At 64.6% G+C, this 15,460-nt stretch carries 13 protein-coding genes; 7 read left to right on the top strand and 6 right to left on the bottom strand.

From position 1 onward, the window contains the following. Positions 1–33: 33 nt before the first annotated feature. Positions 34–498: a hypothetical protein gene (locus ACSHSS_RS31730; protein ID WP_105855117.1), complete on the top strand. Its 465-nt coding sequence runs from the start codon at positions 34–36 to the stop codon at positions 496–498. A gap of 680 nt (positions 499–1,178) precedes the next feature. Then, positions 1,179–1,613, top strand: coding sequence for a hypothetical protein (locus ACSHSS_RS31725; protein ID WP_012217773.1), 435 nt, complete (start codon positions 1,179–1,181; stop codon positions 1,611–1,613). Positions 1,614–1,931: 318 nt separating this feature from the next. Here the strand turns inward: ACSHSS_RS31725 and ACSHSS_RS31720 are convergent, their stop codons facing one another. After that, a complete protein-coding gene (locus ACSHSS_RS31720; RefSeq protein WP_105855116.1) occupies positions 1,932–2,855 on the bottom strand; it encodes a LysR substrate-binding domain-containing protein in 924 nt (307 codons plus the stop codon). A 121-nt stretch (positions 2,856–2,976) separates the two neighbouring features. Here ACSHSS_RS31720 and ACSHSS_RS31715 point away from each other — a divergent pair, with 121 nt between their 5' ends. Next, the gene (locus ACSHSS_RS31715; RefSeq protein ID WP_105855115.1) at positions 2,977–4,062 is read left to right on the top strand and encodes a tartrate dehydrogenase; all 1,086 of its coding nucleotides are present in this window, start codon (positions 2,977–2,979) and stop codon (positions 4,060–4,062) included. Between the two features lie 543 nt (positions 4,063–4,605). On the opposite strand, the gene ACSHSS_RS31710 is transcribed toward ACSHSS_RS31715, so the two are convergent. From ACSHSS_RS31710 to ACSHSS_RS31695, 4 genes are all read right to left on the bottom strand, one after another. Next, a complete protein-coding gene (locus ACSHSS_RS31710; protein ID WP_006397563.1) occupies positions 4,606–5,085 on the bottom strand; it encodes a nuclear transport factor 2 family protein in 480 nt (159 codons plus the stop codon). Positions 5,086–5,138: 53 nt separating this feature from the next. Continuing rightward, complete coding sequence (locus ACSHSS_RS31705) at positions 5,139–5,765, bottom strand: TetR/AcrR family transcriptional regulator (protein WP_105855114.1); 627 nt, start codon at positions 5,763–5,765, stop codon at positions 5,139–5,141. A 702-nt stretch (positions 5,766–6,467) separates the two neighbouring features. Next, positions 6,468–7,496, bottom strand: a complete 1,029-nt coding sequence (tdh, locus tag ACSHSS_RS31700) for an L-threonine 3-dehydrogenase (RefSeq protein ID WP_006416117.1) — start codon at positions 7,494–7,496, stop codon at positions 6,468–6,470. 13 nt (positions 7,497–7,509) lie between these two features. Continuing rightward, on the bottom strand, positions 7,510–8,853 hold the full coding sequence (locus ACSHSS_RS31695; protein WP_374991934.1) for a glycine C-acetyltransferase: 1,344 nt from the start codon (positions 8,851–8,853) through the stop codon (positions 7,510–7,512). A 21-nt stretch (positions 8,854–8,874) separates the two neighbouring features. Here ACSHSS_RS31695 and ACSHSS_RS31690 point away from each other — a divergent pair, with 21 nt between their 5' ends. The 3 genes from ACSHSS_RS31690 to ACSHSS_RS31680 all read left to right on the top strand — a co-directional run bounded on the left by ACSHSS_RS31690 (position 8,875) and on the right by ACSHSS_RS31680 (position 11,118). Continuing rightward, positions 8,875–9,486, top strand: coding sequence for a helix-turn-helix domain-containing protein (locus ACSHSS_RS31690; protein WP_006404642.1), 612 nt, complete (start codon positions 8,875–8,877; stop codon positions 9,484–9,486). 125 nt (positions 9,487–9,611) lie between these two features. After that, positions 9,612–9,998, top strand: a complete 387-nt coding sequence (locus ACSHSS_RS31685; RefSeq protein WP_039222767.1) for a DUF2471 family protein — start codon at positions 9,612–9,614, stop codon at positions 9,996–9,998. 106 nt (positions 9,999–10,104) lie between these two features. After that, a complete protein-coding gene (locus ACSHSS_RS31680; RefSeq protein ID WP_105855112.1) occupies positions 10,105–11,118 on the top strand; it encodes a tyrosine-type recombinase/integrase in 1,014 nt (337 codons plus the stop codon). A 140-nt stretch (positions 11,119–11,258) separates the two neighbouring features. On the opposite strand, the gene ACSHSS_RS31675 is transcribed toward ACSHSS_RS31680, so the two are convergent. Next, positions 11,259–12,440, bottom strand: a complete 1,182-nt coding sequence (locus ACSHSS_RS31675; RefSeq protein ID WP_105855111.1) for a DNA-binding protein — start codon at positions 12,438–12,440, stop codon at positions 11,259–11,261. A 1,821-nt stretch (positions 12,441–14,261) separates the two neighbouring features. On the opposite strand from ACSHSS_RS31675, the gene ACSHSS_RS31670 reads away from it, so the two are divergent. Then, positions 14,262–15,460: replication initiation protein (locus tag ACSHSS_RS31670; RefSeq protein WP_445546104.1), on the top strand; the 1,199-nt coding region annotated here is incomplete at its 3' end.

The following is a 15,460-nucleotide window of genomic DNA, read 5'->3' as shown; positions in this document are numbered from 1 at the left end:
GTGTGCCGGCCCGTTTTCCTTTCCGTTTTTGTCATGCCGATTTTCATTGCACTGTTCGCGCTCGTTGCCGTCGGCTGGGGCGCGGTTCATACGTTTCACGTGATCGCCGCGCAGTTCGGCCGGCCGATCGCGATCGCGGCGGCCGTGCTTGCCGCCGCGTTGCTGTTCGCGCTGATCGCGTGGTGGGTCAAACGGCGCCGCGACGTCGCGCCGAATACGAAGGAGCAAGGCTGGACGCACACGATGCATCGCGCGTGGGGCGAACTGCGCGTGTCCGCGACGCAGGGCCTGCTGTGGCTGTCGCACGACGGCGCCGACGGCCGCTATACGCTGTCGCAACTCGACGGCTGCGAAGCGGCGCCGATCGACGGCCGCTGGCATCTCGTCGTGCGCGTGCACGACGGCGCACGCGGTGAGTGGAAGCTGCCGATGATGGACAAGCGCGACGCGCAGCGTTGGGCGCGCGTGCTGACGCTCGCGAAAGACAATCGGCTTTGATGCGCGGGGTACGCGCGTGACATCGCGGCCGCGCTGCGCTGAATCGATGGTGAGCGGCACGTGGCCGTGCAGCTCACGTTCGGGCGAGGGTCGGCCGGTTCGCGACGCGCGGTTCGGACTTCCCGTAAAAGCTCACCTTTGGCCGCGTAGTGTGGCATCACGGCGCGCCGCTGCGCCGAGTCGATAGTCAGTCGCGCTTGCGTCTGCGTAAGAGAATCGACGTGCATGCGTGGCTTCGCCCGTACGGCCGACGTGTTCTGAACAGTCGGTCCCAATGGTGCCCGGCGGCACTGTATCGAGCAGCACGGGGCATCGCGCAACTTTCACGATCACCGTTTCTTCGCGCAGCTTGAATCGCCGTATGTCGTCGAATGGATTCTCACGCTCCCTTGGTGCGAGACGGTCGCGCGATGCGAGATGAGAGGATCGCGCATTACCGCTGTCGCGATTCGTCAGCACATCGGCAGGCTCGGCCGCCAGTCGTTGCCGATGCTGGCGCGCGAGCGCTGCGGCCGTCGACCGATGAACGGCCTTCGGCAAGCCGACCTCGCCGCTCGATCGAGTCCTGATCCGTTACGCCGGAGCCGCCCGCGTACGGCATCACGGCAGCCCGCTCCCGGCAGCAATCGGCGCCATCATGCATGATGGCGATCGTGTCCACGAAGCCACGGAGTCATGTCATGCCGACGTTTCCGCATTTCCCGATTCGCGCGCTCACGATTGCCGCGTCGTTCGCGGCCGCCGTGGCGTGCAGTGCGCCCGCGTTTGCCCAGACGTCGAACGTGCCGACGAGCACGGCCGCCGCGACGCCGGACAACGCGATACTGCTGACCGTCTTTCTGAAGCACGACCAGTCGCGCCCGCTCGCCGAGCTGAACGCGCAGCTCGCGAAACAGGGATTCTACAAGGCGTTTCCGCCGCCCGGCATCGAAGTGGTCAGCTGGACCGTGACGATGGGCATCGGGCAGATCATCGTGTTGCGGCTGCCGGCGTCGCGGCTGCGCGAAGTGAACCGCGTGCTCGAGGATACGGCGTGGGGCGCATATCGCACCGAGTTCTACCCGACCTACGACTACAAGGCGATCGGGCTCGCGGAGCACGACCGCGCGAAGTGATTCGACGAGGCGGCCGCGGGTGTGTCTCGTGCAGAGGCAGGGAATCGAACGTCGCAATGGCGGCCGCCGCTGTAAGGTGCCGGCTCAATGCGGGGCGTGGAATCCATGCCGGATACCGCGGCCTCATCGGCGACATTCGGTCGATCCGGTGGGCGCTCGCTCGTGATCGGTCAAGCGGGGCTATCGACGTTGATCTCTCGTATGACCGGCGTGAGCAGCACGCGCCCATGCCGCCCACGTTGGCGCGATGTTCAGCCGGTTCGCGACGCGCGATTCGACCTCCCGTAAACGCTCACCTTTGGGCCGCGTCGCGCGGCGTCAGGCCGCGCCGGCAGCCGAGTCGGCATTGAGTCCGGCCAGCGCCTGCGCGAGAAAATCGACGCACACGCGCACCTTCGCCGACGCGGCCACGCGTTCCGTATAGACCGCCCAGATGTTCGCCGGCTGCACCGCATCGGGCAGCACGCGGCACAGCGCGCCGCTGTCGATCAGCGGCCCCGCTTCCCAGATCGAGCGCAGCACGATGCCGCGTCCGGCCAGCGCCCATTGCACGGCCACTTCGCCGTGATTCGTCGACAACGCGCCGCCGACCTTCACGGTCACCGTATCGCCGCGCACGTTCAATCGCCATACGCCGAACGGATGATCGCGCTCCTTGATCGCAAGACAGTCGTGCGACGCGAGATCCGCGAGCGTGCGCGGCATGCCGCGCCGCGCGAGATACTCGGGCGACGCGCATAGCACGCGGTAGTTCGCGGCGAGGCGGCGCGCGATCAGATGATCGGCGATCTCGTCGCCGATCCGCACGTCGAGGTCGTATCCTTCGGCCGCCACGTCGACGAGCCGGTCGAACAGATCGAGCCGCACGTTCAGCTGCGGATAGCGCGCGCTGAAGTCGAGCAGCACGGGCGCGACGACGTGCCGGCCGAAACCGAAACTGCTCGAAATGCGCAGCGTGCCGCGCGGCACCGTACGCGTCGTCGAGACGTCTTCGACGAGATGATCGACGTCGTCGAGGATCTTCTCGGCATGCGCGAACACGCGCTCGCCCGCTTCGGTCACCGTGACGCGCCGCGTCGAGCGATGCAGCAGGCGCGTGCCGAGCTGCGTCTCGAGCATCGCGATGCGCTTGCTCACGTATGCGGGCGACACCGCGAGCTGTTCGGCGGCCGCGCTGAAGCTGGCCAGTCGGACGACGAGGCTGAACACGCGCAGGTCTTCCAGGTTCGGCGATTTGTTCACGATTCGTGGAAAGTGGATTAACGTTTCGCACGATTCTAATCCGGATGGAAATAAATAGAATGACGAGACGTTGCCGCCGCGCATGGTGCGGGCGGTCGTCCGATCGGCGAAGGAGCGTTGGATGAGCGACAGGATCTACAACATTGCCGTCATTCCCGGCGACGGCATCGGCCATGAAGTGATGCCCGAAGGGTTGCGCGCGCTCGACGCGGTCACCGCGCGGTTCGGCATCCGCTTTCAATTCACGCATATCGACTGGGCCAGCTGCGACTACTACGCGCAGCACGGCAAGATGATGCCGGACGACTGGAAGGCGCAGCTGTCCGGCATGGACGCGATCCTGTTCGGCGCGGTCGGCTGGCCGGCCACGGTGCCCGACCACGTATCGCTGTGGGGCTCGCTGCTGAAATTCCGTCGCGAATTCGATCAGTACATCAATCTGCGGCCCGCGCGCCTGTTCGACGGCGTGCCGTCGCCGCTCGCCGGCCGTCGCGCCGGCGACATCGACTTCATGATCGTGCGTGAAAACACCGAAGGCGAATATTCGTCGGTCGGCGGCACGATGTTCGAAGGCACCGAGCGCGAAGTCGTGATGCAGCAGGCGATCTTCACGCGGCACGGCACCGAGCGCGTGCTGAAGTTCGCGTTCGAACTCGCGCAGCGGCGCGCGAAGCAGCTCACCGTCGCGACCAAGAGCAACGGCATCGCGATCAGCATGCCGTGGTGGGACGCGCGCGCGGCCGAGATGGCCGAACGCTATCCGGACGTCGCGTGGGACAAACAGCACATCGACATTCTGTGTGCCCGCTTCGTGCTGCAACCGGATCGCTTCGACGTCGTCGTCGCGTCGAACCTGTTCGGCGACATCCTGTCCGATCTCGGCCCCGCCTGCACGGGCACGATCGGCATCGCACCGTCGGGCAACCTGAACCCCGATCGCACGTTCCCGTCGCTGTTCGAGCCCGTGCACGGATCGGCGCCCGACATCGCGGGGCAGTTCATCGCAAACCCGATCGCGATGATCTGGTCGGCCGCGATGATGCTCGACTTCCTCGGCAACGGAGCAGGCCGCGAACGCGACGCGCACGATGCAATCGTCGCGGCGATCGAGGACGTGCTGCGCAACGGGCCGCGTACGCGCGATCTTGGCGGCCAGGCCGCCACGCAGGAAGTGGGCGAGGCGATCGCGGCGCGCATCGCGGGGTGATGCGGCGGCGGTGCGTGGCGGCGGGGTTTGGGTTTTGCGGCGCTTGTCGGTTCGACCGGTGAGCGGTCGAGCGCGGTCATGCGCATGTCGGTGACGATGGTTGCCGTGGTGAAAGCGCGAACGATTCGGTGCGGTACGGTGCGGTGATGTATCGCACCGCTCGCGGCACGCGCGGCGCAACGCGCCGAGTTATCGCGTACGAAGTCCCAGGCGATCGGTGAGATGCGATTCGCATCGCGGCGCACCTTCGCTTTGCACGCGCGGTTCTCCGTCGAATCGCGATGACGAATGCGCGCGGTGAGAAGCAGAGGCTGCGTGTGCGCACCGATCGATACCAGATCGATATCGTTTCTCGCAGCGGTGTCGATGCTTCGTGCGTCATGCGATCGTGCATCGAACCGTTCAAAGCATGCACGTCGTGCGTCGCTCCGCCTGCTCCCGAAAAATCTCACCGTCGATGCATCGGCTCCCGTATTTCCTCACCGTCAGGCACGCGTACGCGAATTCCCGCGACGCGAGAAGCCGATGCGCCTGTGGCCCGCGTTACAGCCCGAGGTCCGACAGCCCCGGATGATCGTCCGGGCGTCGGCCGAGCGGCCAGCGGAACAGGCGATCCGCTTCGCGAATCGGCAAGTCGTTGATGCTCGCGTGACGGTGCGCCATCAGACCGTTCTCGTCGAACTCCCAGTTCTCGTTTCCGTACGAACGGAACCAGTTGCCGGCATCGTCGTGCCATTCGTACGCGAAGCGCACCGCGATCCGGTTGCCGCCGAATGCCCACAGCTCCTTGATGAGCCGATAGTCGAGTTCGCGCGTCCACTTGCGTTGCAGCAGGCCGACGATCGCTTCGCGACCGGTCACGAACTCGGCACGATTGCGCCAGCGGCTTTGCGGCGTATAGGCGAGCGAGACGCGCTGCGGGTCGCGCGTGTTCCACGCATCTTCGGCGGCACGGACCTTTTGACGCGCGGTTTCGAGCGTAAACGGCGGGACGGGGGGACGGACTTCGACGGAATCGGACATCGGACGCTCCTGTTCAACGTGATGGCCGCGTCGCGCGCGGCCGGGTTTCGCCTTTACGACGTCGATGGCCGCAACGCGGTATCGAGTAACAATTCCGCCGTGGCGCGCGCATCGCGGGCCGCGCCGGCGTCGCCGCTGACGAGCGCGACGCCGATCGCGCCATCGATCAGCACGAGCCACTGACGCGCGAGCCGCGCCAGCGTGCGCCGCTCGATGCCGGCGACGTCCGCATAGGCGTCGAGCCGCTCGCGCACGAATGCGAGCAAGCGCGCCTTGTGCTCGCGTGCGACGACGCGCACCGGATCGTCGGCATCGGCAATCTCGCCCGACGTGTTCAGAAACGCGCAGCCGTGGAAATCGGGCTGCGCGAACCAGTCGCGCAGAACGTCGAACATGCCGAGCAACTGCGCACGCGGCGACTTGCCGCGCGCGAGCGTCGCGTCGACGAACCAGCGCATCCAGCGCGCGTCGCGGCGTTCGAGCGCCGCCACGACCAGCGCTTCCTTCGATTCGAAATGCGAATAAAAGCTCTTTCGTGCGGCGCCGGAACGCTTCACGATCGCATCGACACCGGTTGCATGGATGCCGCCTGAATAAATCAGTGCCTCCGCCGCGTCGAGTAGACGATCGCGGACGCCGGAGTCGGCCGGTTCGACGGACGGATCGATCTGTGGGTTCATTGCGCCAAGGTAGAACGATCGTTCTCCGTCGTCAAGCGGTTTGCGATGAGACCTTGGTGGTGAGAGGGGAAAGGCGGGTGGGGTGGGACACGAGTGTGCGGGTAAGGGATATGCGTGGATGACGTGCGGTGGGCCGGAGCGGCGTCGATGCATTCACGCTGCTGCTGTGGGTGCGGCGAGGGTGCAACTGTACGGGGCAGTCGGCAAGAAAAAGGGAAAGCGCAGTGTCGATGACGTGCGGTGAGCCGGACCGGCGTCGATTCGTTCACGCTGTGGTGTGCGCCGCGAGTCGCAACTGTACGCGGCAGTCGGTGAGCGAAACGGTGTGAAGTGCGACGTGCAACCGGCGGCGATTCGCGTCATACGGATCACTGTCACGGTGCGCGCTACAAGAGCCGAAGGTGAAACTGCATGGCGATGGTCGCTCACCGACGGTGTTGCACGATCGGAATCGCGAGCTTCGGCGTTGCTCCGTGTCAAATACGACGGGAAGTGACAGTACGTCGATGCCCCCAATCTACCGGGAGAGATAGCCGCTTCAACGCGTCGAAGCTACAAACCTGCCGACGATTCGACGCGCACATCCGGCTCCCGAATCCTCTCACCTTAAGCGCGAAATCGGGCGCAGGCCCAACGTATCCGAACGGCGACCGATACGAGCGACACGGAGCGATGCGCACATCGTTCCGTGTCGTCGGACGATCACACGGTCCAGTCGAGAATCACCTTGCCGCTTTCGCCGGACAGCATCGCGGCGAAGCCTTTCTCGTAATCGTCGGCGGCAAAGCGATGCGTGATGATCGGCGACAAATCGAGGCCGCTTTGCAGCATCGCGACCATCTTGTACCAGGTCTCGAACATCTCGCGGCCGTAGATGCCCTTGATCTCGAGCCCCTTGAAGATCACCTGGTTCCAGTCGATCGCCGTCTGCGCGGGCGGAATGCCGAGCAGCGCGACCTTGCCGCCGTGGTTCATCGCCTCGAGCAGGCTCGTGAAGGCGCTCGGCACGCCCGACATCTCGAGCCCGACGTCGAAGCCTTCGGTCATCCGCAGATCGGCCATCACGTCGCGCAGCGACTCCCGTGCGACGTTGACGGCGCGCGTCGCGCCCATCTTGCGCGCGAGTTCAAGGCGATAGTCGTTGATGTCGGTGATCACGACGTTGCGCGCGCCGACATGCTTCGCGATCGCGACGGCCATGATTCCGATCGGCCCCGCGCCGGTGATCAGCACGTCCTCTCCGACGAGATTGAACGACAGCGCGGTATGCGTCGCGTTGCCGAACGGATCGAAGATCGATGCGAGGTCGTCGGAGATTTCGGGCGGAATCTTGAATGCGTTGAACGCCGGAATCGCCAGATACTCGGCGAACGCGCCTTCGCGGTTCACGCCGACGCCGACCGTATTGCGGCACAGGTGACGGCGCCCGGCGCGGCAGTTGCGACAGAAACCGCAGGTGATGTGGCCTTCGCCGGACACGCGATCGCCGATCGCGAAGCCGCGCACCTCCTGACCCATTTCGACGATCTCGCCGACATATTCGTGGCCGACATGCATCGGCACCGGGATCGTCTTCTGCGCCCAGTCGTCCCACTTCCAGATATGGATATCGGTGCCGCAGATCGCGGTGCGCCGGATCTTGATCAGCACGTCGTTGTGACCGACCTCCGGGCGCTTCACGCGTGTGAGCGTGAGGCCGGGCGCACGTTCGAGCTTTGCCAGTGCTTTCATCGCCGCGCCTCCGTCAGACGATGCCGAGCGACTTGCCGACGCGCACGAACGCGGCGACCGCCTGGTCGATCTGTTCCGGCGTGTGCGCGGCGCTCATCTGCGTGCGGATGCGCGCGCGGCCGCGCGGTACGACGGGGAACGAAAAGCCGATCACGTAGACGCCCTCGCCGAGCAGCTTGTCGGCCATGTTCGACGCAAGCTGCGCATCGCCGAGCATGACCGGGATGATCGGATGCGCACCCGGCACGAGCGTGAAGCCGGCCTCGGTCATTTGCTCGCGGAAGCGCACGCCGTTCTCGCGCACGCGCTCGCGCAGTTGCGCGCCTTCGTCGCTGCCGAGCAGTTCGAGTACTTTCAGCGACGCAGCGGCAATGCTCGGCGTCAGCGTATTCGAGAACAAATACGGACGCGAACGCTGGCGCAGCAAATCGACGATCTCGCGGCGTGCCGCGACGTAGCCGCCCGATGCGCCGCCGAGCGCCTTGCCGAGCGTACCGGTGATGATGTCGACGCGGCCTTCGACGCCGCAATGCTCGGGCGTGCCGCGGCCGTGCGCGCCGATGAAGCCCACCGCATGCGAATCGTCGACCATCACGAGTGCGCCGTAGCGATCGGCGAGATCGCAGATGCCTTTCAGATCGGCGATGATGCCGTCCATCGAGAACACGCCGTCGGTCGCGATCAGCTTGTGGCGCGCGCCGGCCGCATCGGCTTCCTTCAGCTTCGCCTCGAGATCGGCCAGATCGTTGTTCCGGTAGCGGTAGCGCTTCGCCTTGCACAAACGGATGCCGTCGATGATGCTCGCGTGGTTCAGCTCGTCGCTGATCACCGCGTCGTTCTCGTCGAGCAGCGTCTCGAACAGCCCGCCGTTCGCGTCGAAGCAGCTCGAATAGAGAATGCTGTCCTCGGTGCCGAGAAACGCGGCGAGCGCGCTTTCGAGCTGCTTGTGCACGGTTTGCGTACCGCAGATGAAGCGCACCGACGCCATGCCGAACCCGTCCTGGTCGAGCCCCGCCTTCGCTGCCTCGATCAGCCGCGGATCGTCCGCGAGACCGAGGTAGTTGTTCGCGCAGAAATTCAGCACACCGGCGCCGCCGGCAAGCCGCACGGCGGCCGCTTGGGGACTCGCGATCTCGCGCTCGGTCTTGTAAAAGCCGTCCGCGCGGATCTGGTCGAGTGTCCCGCGCACCTGGGCGAGAAAGGCATCACGCATCACAAAGCTCCTGACAGGGTTCGCAGCACGCAGCGCGAGAAACGGCTCGTGGCCGCCGCGCAACAGCCTGCTACTGTTATAGTCGGTCGTTCGGTTGACCGCATTTATCCGATATTTCGAACTAGAATTCGAAATACCGAACAACTCTAAGCGAACGGAATCCAAATGGCAAGTTCATCCGGATCGCGGCGCACGGCTGCCGGCGCCGCCCCGCAGCCGCCGGCCGCGACGCCGCCGCGTGTCGGCGAACAGATCCAGCGGCTGCGCAACGAACGCAAGCTCACGCTCGACGATCTGTCCCGGGCGGCCGGCGTCTCGAAATCGATGCTCTCCGAGATCGAGCGCGACAAGGCGAACCCGACGATCGCAGTCGCATGGCGGCTGACGAACGCGCTCGGCATCACGCTCGACGAGCTGTTCTCGCAGCCGAAAGCGCCCGAGACGATTCGCGTGGACGGACCGCACGACATCCCGACGCTCGCCGGCCACGACGGCCAGTACCAGCTGCGCGTGTGGGGGCCGATCGATCTCGCCGGCAAATTCGAGTGGTACGAACTCACGCTGCCGGGCGGCGGCGCGCTCGTGTCGAACGCGCACGAACCCGGCACGCGCGAACACCTAACCGTGCTGCAAGGGACGATGGAGATCGAGGCCGGCGCCGCGAGCCGGCGCCTGAAGGCCGGCGACACCGGCCGCTATGCCGCCGACACGCCCCACGCGATCCGCAATCCGGGCAAGGCCGAAGCCCGCGCACTGTTGATCGTGATCCATCGCTGACGGCGCCGATAGTCGGCCGAGCGGCCAGTTGCGGAAAGAACTGTATATTTGTACAGTATACGGACATTCCGCCATGCACTGGCCGAGCGGCGCCGCACGCCGCGCCGGCCCGACAGGAGCCTGCGATGACAGAAGAACAAGACCTGGCCGCGCTCAGCTTCAAGGCTGCCGCGCACGATCTCGAGCACATCGTCCGCCATATCGCGGCGCGCTATATCCGCCAGCGCGTGCCGCTCACGTGGCGCCTGCTGCACGCCATCGAAGCCGAAGCGCTTGCCGATCTCGGCTTTGCGAGCCGCCACGACGCCGGCATGCGGCAGTTGTTCGAACGGCCGGCAGACATGACGTTTCCCGAAACCGACGATCCGATCGATTTCGGTCGGTCGAACGCGCTGCCCGCCGTATTCTCGTTCGCGGTGCTCGCCTACGAGGCCGCCGCGCGCGCCGAGTCGGAGGCCGGCACGCGGCGCGACCGCACGCCAAGCGCGCGCCAGCAGGCATGGGGCGACTGACGGCGCACGCCGTCTCATCGCGCCATTCGCGCGACGCGCGCTTACGCGTCGCTACCCGAAACGTTGCGAACGCCCTACCATATACGCAACTAACGGAATAAATCACATGTCCCTTCCCACCCCGGCCGCGCCACCGGCGCGCGCAGAAGAAAAGGATCTGTTCGACCGCGGCGCATCCGACTGGATCGTCTCGCCCGAAGCTGCGTTCGATGCATGGCTGGCAATGCAGGACTACCGCCGCTCGTCGGCCGACGTCTATCGGGCGCAATGGGGCGCATTTCTCACGTGGCTGCGCGCACGGCAGAAAAATCTCGCGACCGTCGATACCGCGTCGATCGCCGAGTTCGTCGGCGAACTGCCGATTCGCAAAACGCAGCGGCTGCGCTATCTGCGGCTCATCGAGCGCGTACTCGACCATATCCGCCGCACCGAATACGCGTCGACGAATCCGGCGCGCTTCATCGCTCAGGATGGCGAAGCGGACTGGCGCAAGGCACGCGACAACGAGCCGACCAGCTTTCTGACGCCGGCCGAGCGCGCGGCGCTGCTCGCCTATCTGTTTTCGCCGATCGGCGTATCGGGGGCGGCCTACTGGAAAGAGCGCCGCGACCGCGCACTGGTCGCCGCCTTTCTCGGCGCGGGCATCAAGACGGGCGAGGCGCGCGTGCTCACGATTAGTTGCGTCAATACGAGCGGCGCGTCGCTGCGGATTCCATCCACGCATCCGGACTTCGCACGCGACGCGCACCTTGCCTCGTTCGCGATCGCGTTATTCGACGCGTGGCTCGCGGAGCGCGGCCGGCAGCAGATTCCGGGCGATCTCGTGTTCCCGGCGTCGCACACCGGGCGACCCATGCACAAGGCGACGATGCTGCGCGCGATCGATGCGATCGTCGAGTCGGCCGGCCTGACATCGTCGCGCACGGCGCGCACAAGCCCGCAGACCTTGCGCAACACCTATGCTGCCGAGCTGTTCGAACATGACGTGGCGCCCGAGCGGGTCGGCAAGTGGCTGGGGTTCGTGCAGCCGATTTCGGCGAATCGTCTGCACCGCGCATGGAAGACCTGGCGCGCGGAGCTGGTCGAAGGTGATGCTGCCGGCAGCGGCGAAACTCACTGATTCGCAGGCGGCCGCCCCCAGGAAGCGAACCGTGAGCGCGTTGCCTGGCGCGGCCTCACCTGTTTTCGGTTCCCGAAAGCTCTCACCTCACACTTCCCGAAAATTCTCACCTGTGCGGCGCGGTCGCGCCGCAGCCGACGTTAGCGACTCGCAAAACGCGTGACGGCCTCGAGGCGCGACGGCCAGGATCCCGACGCGTGCTCGCATTCCGGACACGACACTTCGAAGCCGTCGTCGGTGTGCGACAGCTCGGGTTCGCCGTCGCAATGCGGACACTGGCTCGGCACCGGCACGTCATGATCGAGCGCCGTGCCGATTGCGGCGAACGCGTCGGCGTCCAGGTGTCCCGCATCCGCAAGCCGTCGAATCAGCGTCGCAATCTCGGGGCTCATCGCGCGATTCGCGCGCAATGCGTTCACGTCGCGCGTCGCGCGTTCGAGTTCGTCGCTCTGCGTGCGCAACTGCTCTTCGAGCCGGTCGGCGCGTGCCTTTGCCGCGCTAAGCTGCTGCAGGAAATCGAATTCCTTGCGCTGCACGTCGCGCAAACCGCTCTGGTAGGTCGACGCCATGCTGCGCAACGAGTCCAGCTCGACGAGCATCGGTTTCACGCGCCGTTCGGCCTCGGCCACCGCATCCTTGATCTGCTGCGCGTAGTGTTCGGTGCGATGCTGAAGTTCGGCCTGCAGTTCGTCGATCCGATCGCGCAGCGTGGCGTTCAGCGTCTGCTCGGTATCGACGCGGCCGTGGGCGGCGGCCAGTTCCGTTTCCAGCCGCGCGACCGTCGCGCGCAACGTGGCTTCGTTCGCCGAACCGTGCGTCGTTTGCGATGCGAGCTGAACTTCGAGCTCGGTCACGCGCGCCTGCAACTGTTCATTGCGGGCTTCGCTACGCGCGAGCGCGGCTTCGAGCGTTTCCTGACGAACGGTCGCATCGCGCAACCGCTGTTCGGCCTCGGCCATCTCGGCGCGCACCTGTTGCCGATCGACGTCGAGACCGTCGCGAGCGGCTTTCAGCGCTTCTTCATAGAGCGCGCCGATCAGTGCGCCGGCCTTTTCCTCGACGCTTTTCGGGATCGCGGCCCCCTCGAGCCGCACTTTCGATGCGGAGCGGATACGCTCCCAGAAATGGTCGATGTCTTTCGGAATATCGCTGGCGCTGCCGGTTTGCGTAAGGTCGCGCACGTTGGCCGCCGAGGGCCGGATCCCGAGATCGAAAAACAGCCGCTTGCAGGCGTGCAGCGACAATTCCTGGCGACGCGCGCCCGCCGCGCGCATCGATTCCAGTTCTTCCCGAATGCTCTGACGCATTTCGTCGACGGTCATGAATCAGCTCACAGACGTTGAGATGTTGCGATCATAACGAAATACGTATCTCTTGATACCAATTTTCGCGATGCGTTGCGAATTCGCGTCGTTCGTGCCGGAACTGGCGTCTGTGGTGCTTGCTGCGTGAGCCCGGCATCCGATTTCGTGAAACAAAGCGAAGAAAGTGCAGTAAGCGTTTGTTGTGAAAAGGTTTTTTGCCTCACACGGAAAAACTGCCATTGTTTCACATCGCGTGAATGTCCGGACGGGCGGTGTTCAGGGATCGACGTCTCTGTGGAAAACTCTGCAGGCAGAGGTGTTGAGAGTATTAGAAGTAAACACCTTTGAACCCTTAGTTAAAAACGTTAACGCCATGGCACAGCCTTACGTAGCAAGGCTCTCCGGCCGACAAGGTGAAGTTTTACGGGAGACAAGGTGACCTTCTGCGGGAGCCGACGTGATGGGGTTCGGGGAACAGCGTGAGCCGTTGCAGGAAAGGTCGTGAGCGGATTCGGGATCACAGTGAAAACCGGAAATTCGCAAAGGTGAGGCTTTTCGGGGGCACACAGCCGCGCGACCCGCACAGCAGCAGCATGCACAGTTTTCTGCCTGTGCAGACATAGGTGAGAATTTGCAGGAGATCCTTTGCGCCCCGTTTTTGCCCATCTTTTAGGCAATTTTCCCGAAAGGTGAGGTTTCACGGGACTTCGCGGCGATTTGATGTGAGGATTTCCGGGAAACGAAGGCGGTTTCGCGGGCCAAAAGCGCTATTCGATGCCTGTGGTGCCGCAAAGGTGAGGGTTTTCGGGACCGAAACGGCGGCTCGTCTACCTCGATCGGCATAAGGTGAGCTTCTTCGGGATAGGTTTCACAGTCGGGCGAAGCCGCTAGAGGTGAGCTTTTTCGGGAGCTGGATCTGCACACAAATTGCGCATAGGTGAGGCTTTTCGGGAGTGATGGCTGGTCGATATCGCCGGAAAGCCCGCCTGGCGCGGGAAAAATCTCCGTTTTACTGTGCCCGTTTCCTGCACAGGTGAGCCTTTTCGGGAGCGAATTTCGACGTTGGCGGTTCTGTGTTCGCATAGAAAGGTGAGGTTTTTCGGGGAGCAACCGTGCGACACAGTCGAATTCGCTGCAGCGCATAAGTATTGGACGCCATTGGGATTTTTGAAACCGCCGAGGTTACGGTGAGGTTTTTCGGGAGCTGCGCGGACGGCCTGCGCGACATCGCTTTCGGACGTAAAGGTGAGGCTTTTCGGGATCGGCATACCGCCGATCGCCCATGTGTCGGGCATTGTCCCGACTTCGATCGCCGTGATCGAGCGTCGCTAAGGTGAGCGTTTTCGGGACCCGGGTCGCAGTGAGCGCTGTACAATGCGCGTCCGCCGGCCGAAACCCTGCCGTGCGGGCTCCGCGATGCGGCGTTGCCCGGCCATTCGTCGACGTCGCGCACTCGCGCAATCATGCTGTGGGACCGCTGCTGTATGGGCATACAGGCTTGTATTGACGGCTGGACACCTGCAGTGCGAGCACCGCAGATAAGGCGCCGCGGTCACGCCGCCGAAAGTCGCAAAATTACGACAAATCGAAAGGTGAGCTGATACGGGAGCCGATCGCGCACGTATTCTGCACAGGCAAAATTCTGTGAATCCGCGCATCCCGCGACATGTCTGGAATCGGCTGAAACGCAGTTGCCGCGGACCGGTGAGGGTTTACGGGAGCGATTGGGGTGAGTGCCGTTTCATGTGCGCGCTTCACCGGCTATGGTGAGCATGTCGTTCTGGACGCACATCACCACAGGCGCTATCCTTCCGGGAAACTTCTCCTCCGACCCGACGCATGGCCACGAAGCGCGCCAAGAAAACCGATGTGGATGTGGTGAGTGCCAGTTCAGCCGAACTGCGGAAGGCCGTCGAGGCAATCGCAATTCAGCCGAAGAGCGGCAAGATCACGCTCCTCACTCGCAAGCTGTTCAATGTCCTGCTCGCCGTCGCGCAGCAGGCCGACGACTCGGGCGATACGTATCGCGCGCTGTTGTCGGACATCGTCGCCAACTCTGCATTCGACTCGAACGACACCGCGCTGGTGAAGGAGCATCTGCGCCGGATGGTGTCGGTGCAGGTCGAATGGAGCACGGGCACGTCGAGCCAGAAGCCCGGCCGCAAGTGGGGCATCTCCACGCTGATCGCCGACGCCGAAATTCTCGAAGATCCGGCCACACGGCGCGTGTGGGTCGAATTTTCGTTCGCGCCGAAGATCAAGAAGAAGCTGCTCGATCCGGTGCAGTATGCGCGCCTGAGCCTGCAGTTCCAGAGCCAGCTGCGCAGCAGCGCCGGCCTCGCGCTCTACGAGATCTGCGTGCGCTATCTGACGAACCCGAGCCACCTGACGATGCGCGAGCCGTGGGAATGGTGGCGGCCGATTCTGTCGGGCACGCCCGACACGGAAGCCGGCGACGAAGCGAAGCGCGAGTACAAGTACTTCAAGCGCGACTATCTGCGCCCGGCAATCGCCGAGGTCAACGCGGTCACCAATATCTTCGTCGAGCTGATCGAGCATCGCGAAGGGCGACGAGTGGCCGAGATCCAGTTCCGCGTGACCGAGCGCAAGCAACCGATGCTGGCGCTCGACGAGCATCCGAACGTCTTCGACAGCACGCTGGTCGACCGAATGGTGAAGCTCGGCATCCCGCTGAAGGAAGCGCAGACGCTCTATGCGGACAGCGAAGAGAACCGTATCCGCGCAGCGTTGCAGATGACCGAGCAGCGCATGCGCAGCACGACGCTGCCGCCGGTGCGCAGCGCCGCCGCGTTGTTCAAGGATGCGTTGAAGAAGGGCTATGCGCCGCCGGTCGATGCGGTCGACGCACTGCCGGCCGCGGCGCCGTCGGCGAAGGGCGCTGCGGCTCAGCCGGACGATCTGAAGGCGCGGCTCCTCAGCGAGTTCGCGGCGTTCCGCCGCAAGGAAGCGAAGGTGCTGTACGAGGAACAGGGCGAGCTGGAACGCGAAGTGGCGCGCGAGTCGTTCGAGGCCGAAGC

The sequence above is a fragment of the Burkholderia sp. BC1 genome (assembly GCF_052683555.1).
The sequence above is the reverse complement of the archived record's forward strand: the minus strand, read 5'-3'. Positions and strand labels throughout refer to the sequence as shown.

Coding starts and splice junctions, on each gene's coding strand:
- ACSHSS_RS31730 (WP_105855117.1), top strand. CDS start 34: ATGCCGATTTTCATTGCACTGTTCGCGCTCGTTGCCGTCGGCTGGGGC.
- ACSHSS_RS31725 (WP_012217773.1), top strand. CDS start 1,179: ATGCCGACGTTTCCGCATTTCCCGATTCGCGCGCTCACGATTGCCGCG.
- ACSHSS_RS31715 (WP_105855115.1), top strand. CDS start 2,977: ATGAGCGACAGGATCTACAACATTGCCGTCATTCCCGGCGACGGCATC.
- ACSHSS_RS31710 (WP_006397563.1), bottom strand. CDS start 5,085: ATGTCCGATTCCGTCGAAGTCCGTCCCCCCGTCCCGCCGTTTACGCTC.
- ACSHSS_RS31705 (WP_105855114.1), bottom strand. CDS start 5,765: ATGAACCCACAGATCGATCCGTCCGTCGAACCGGCCGACTCCGGCGTC.
- tdh (WP_006416117.1), bottom strand. CDS start 7,496: ATGAAAGCACTGGCAAAGCTCGAACGTGCGCCCGGCCTCACGCTCACA.
- ACSHSS_RS31690 (WP_006404642.1), top strand. CDS start 8,875: ATGGCAAGTTCATCCGGATCGCGGCGCACGGCTGCCGGCGCCGCCCCG.
- ACSHSS_RS31685 (WP_039222767.1), top strand. CDS start 9,612: ATGACAGAAGAACAAGACCTGGCCGCGCTCAGCTTCAAGGCTGCCGCG.
- ACSHSS_RS31680 (WP_105855112.1), top strand. CDS start 10,105: ATGTCCCTTCCCACCCCGGCCGCGCCACCGGCGCGCGCAGAAGAAAAG.
- ACSHSS_RS31675 (WP_105855111.1), bottom strand. CDS start 12,440: ATGACCGTCGACGAAATGCGTCAGAGCATTCGGGAAGAACTGGAATCG.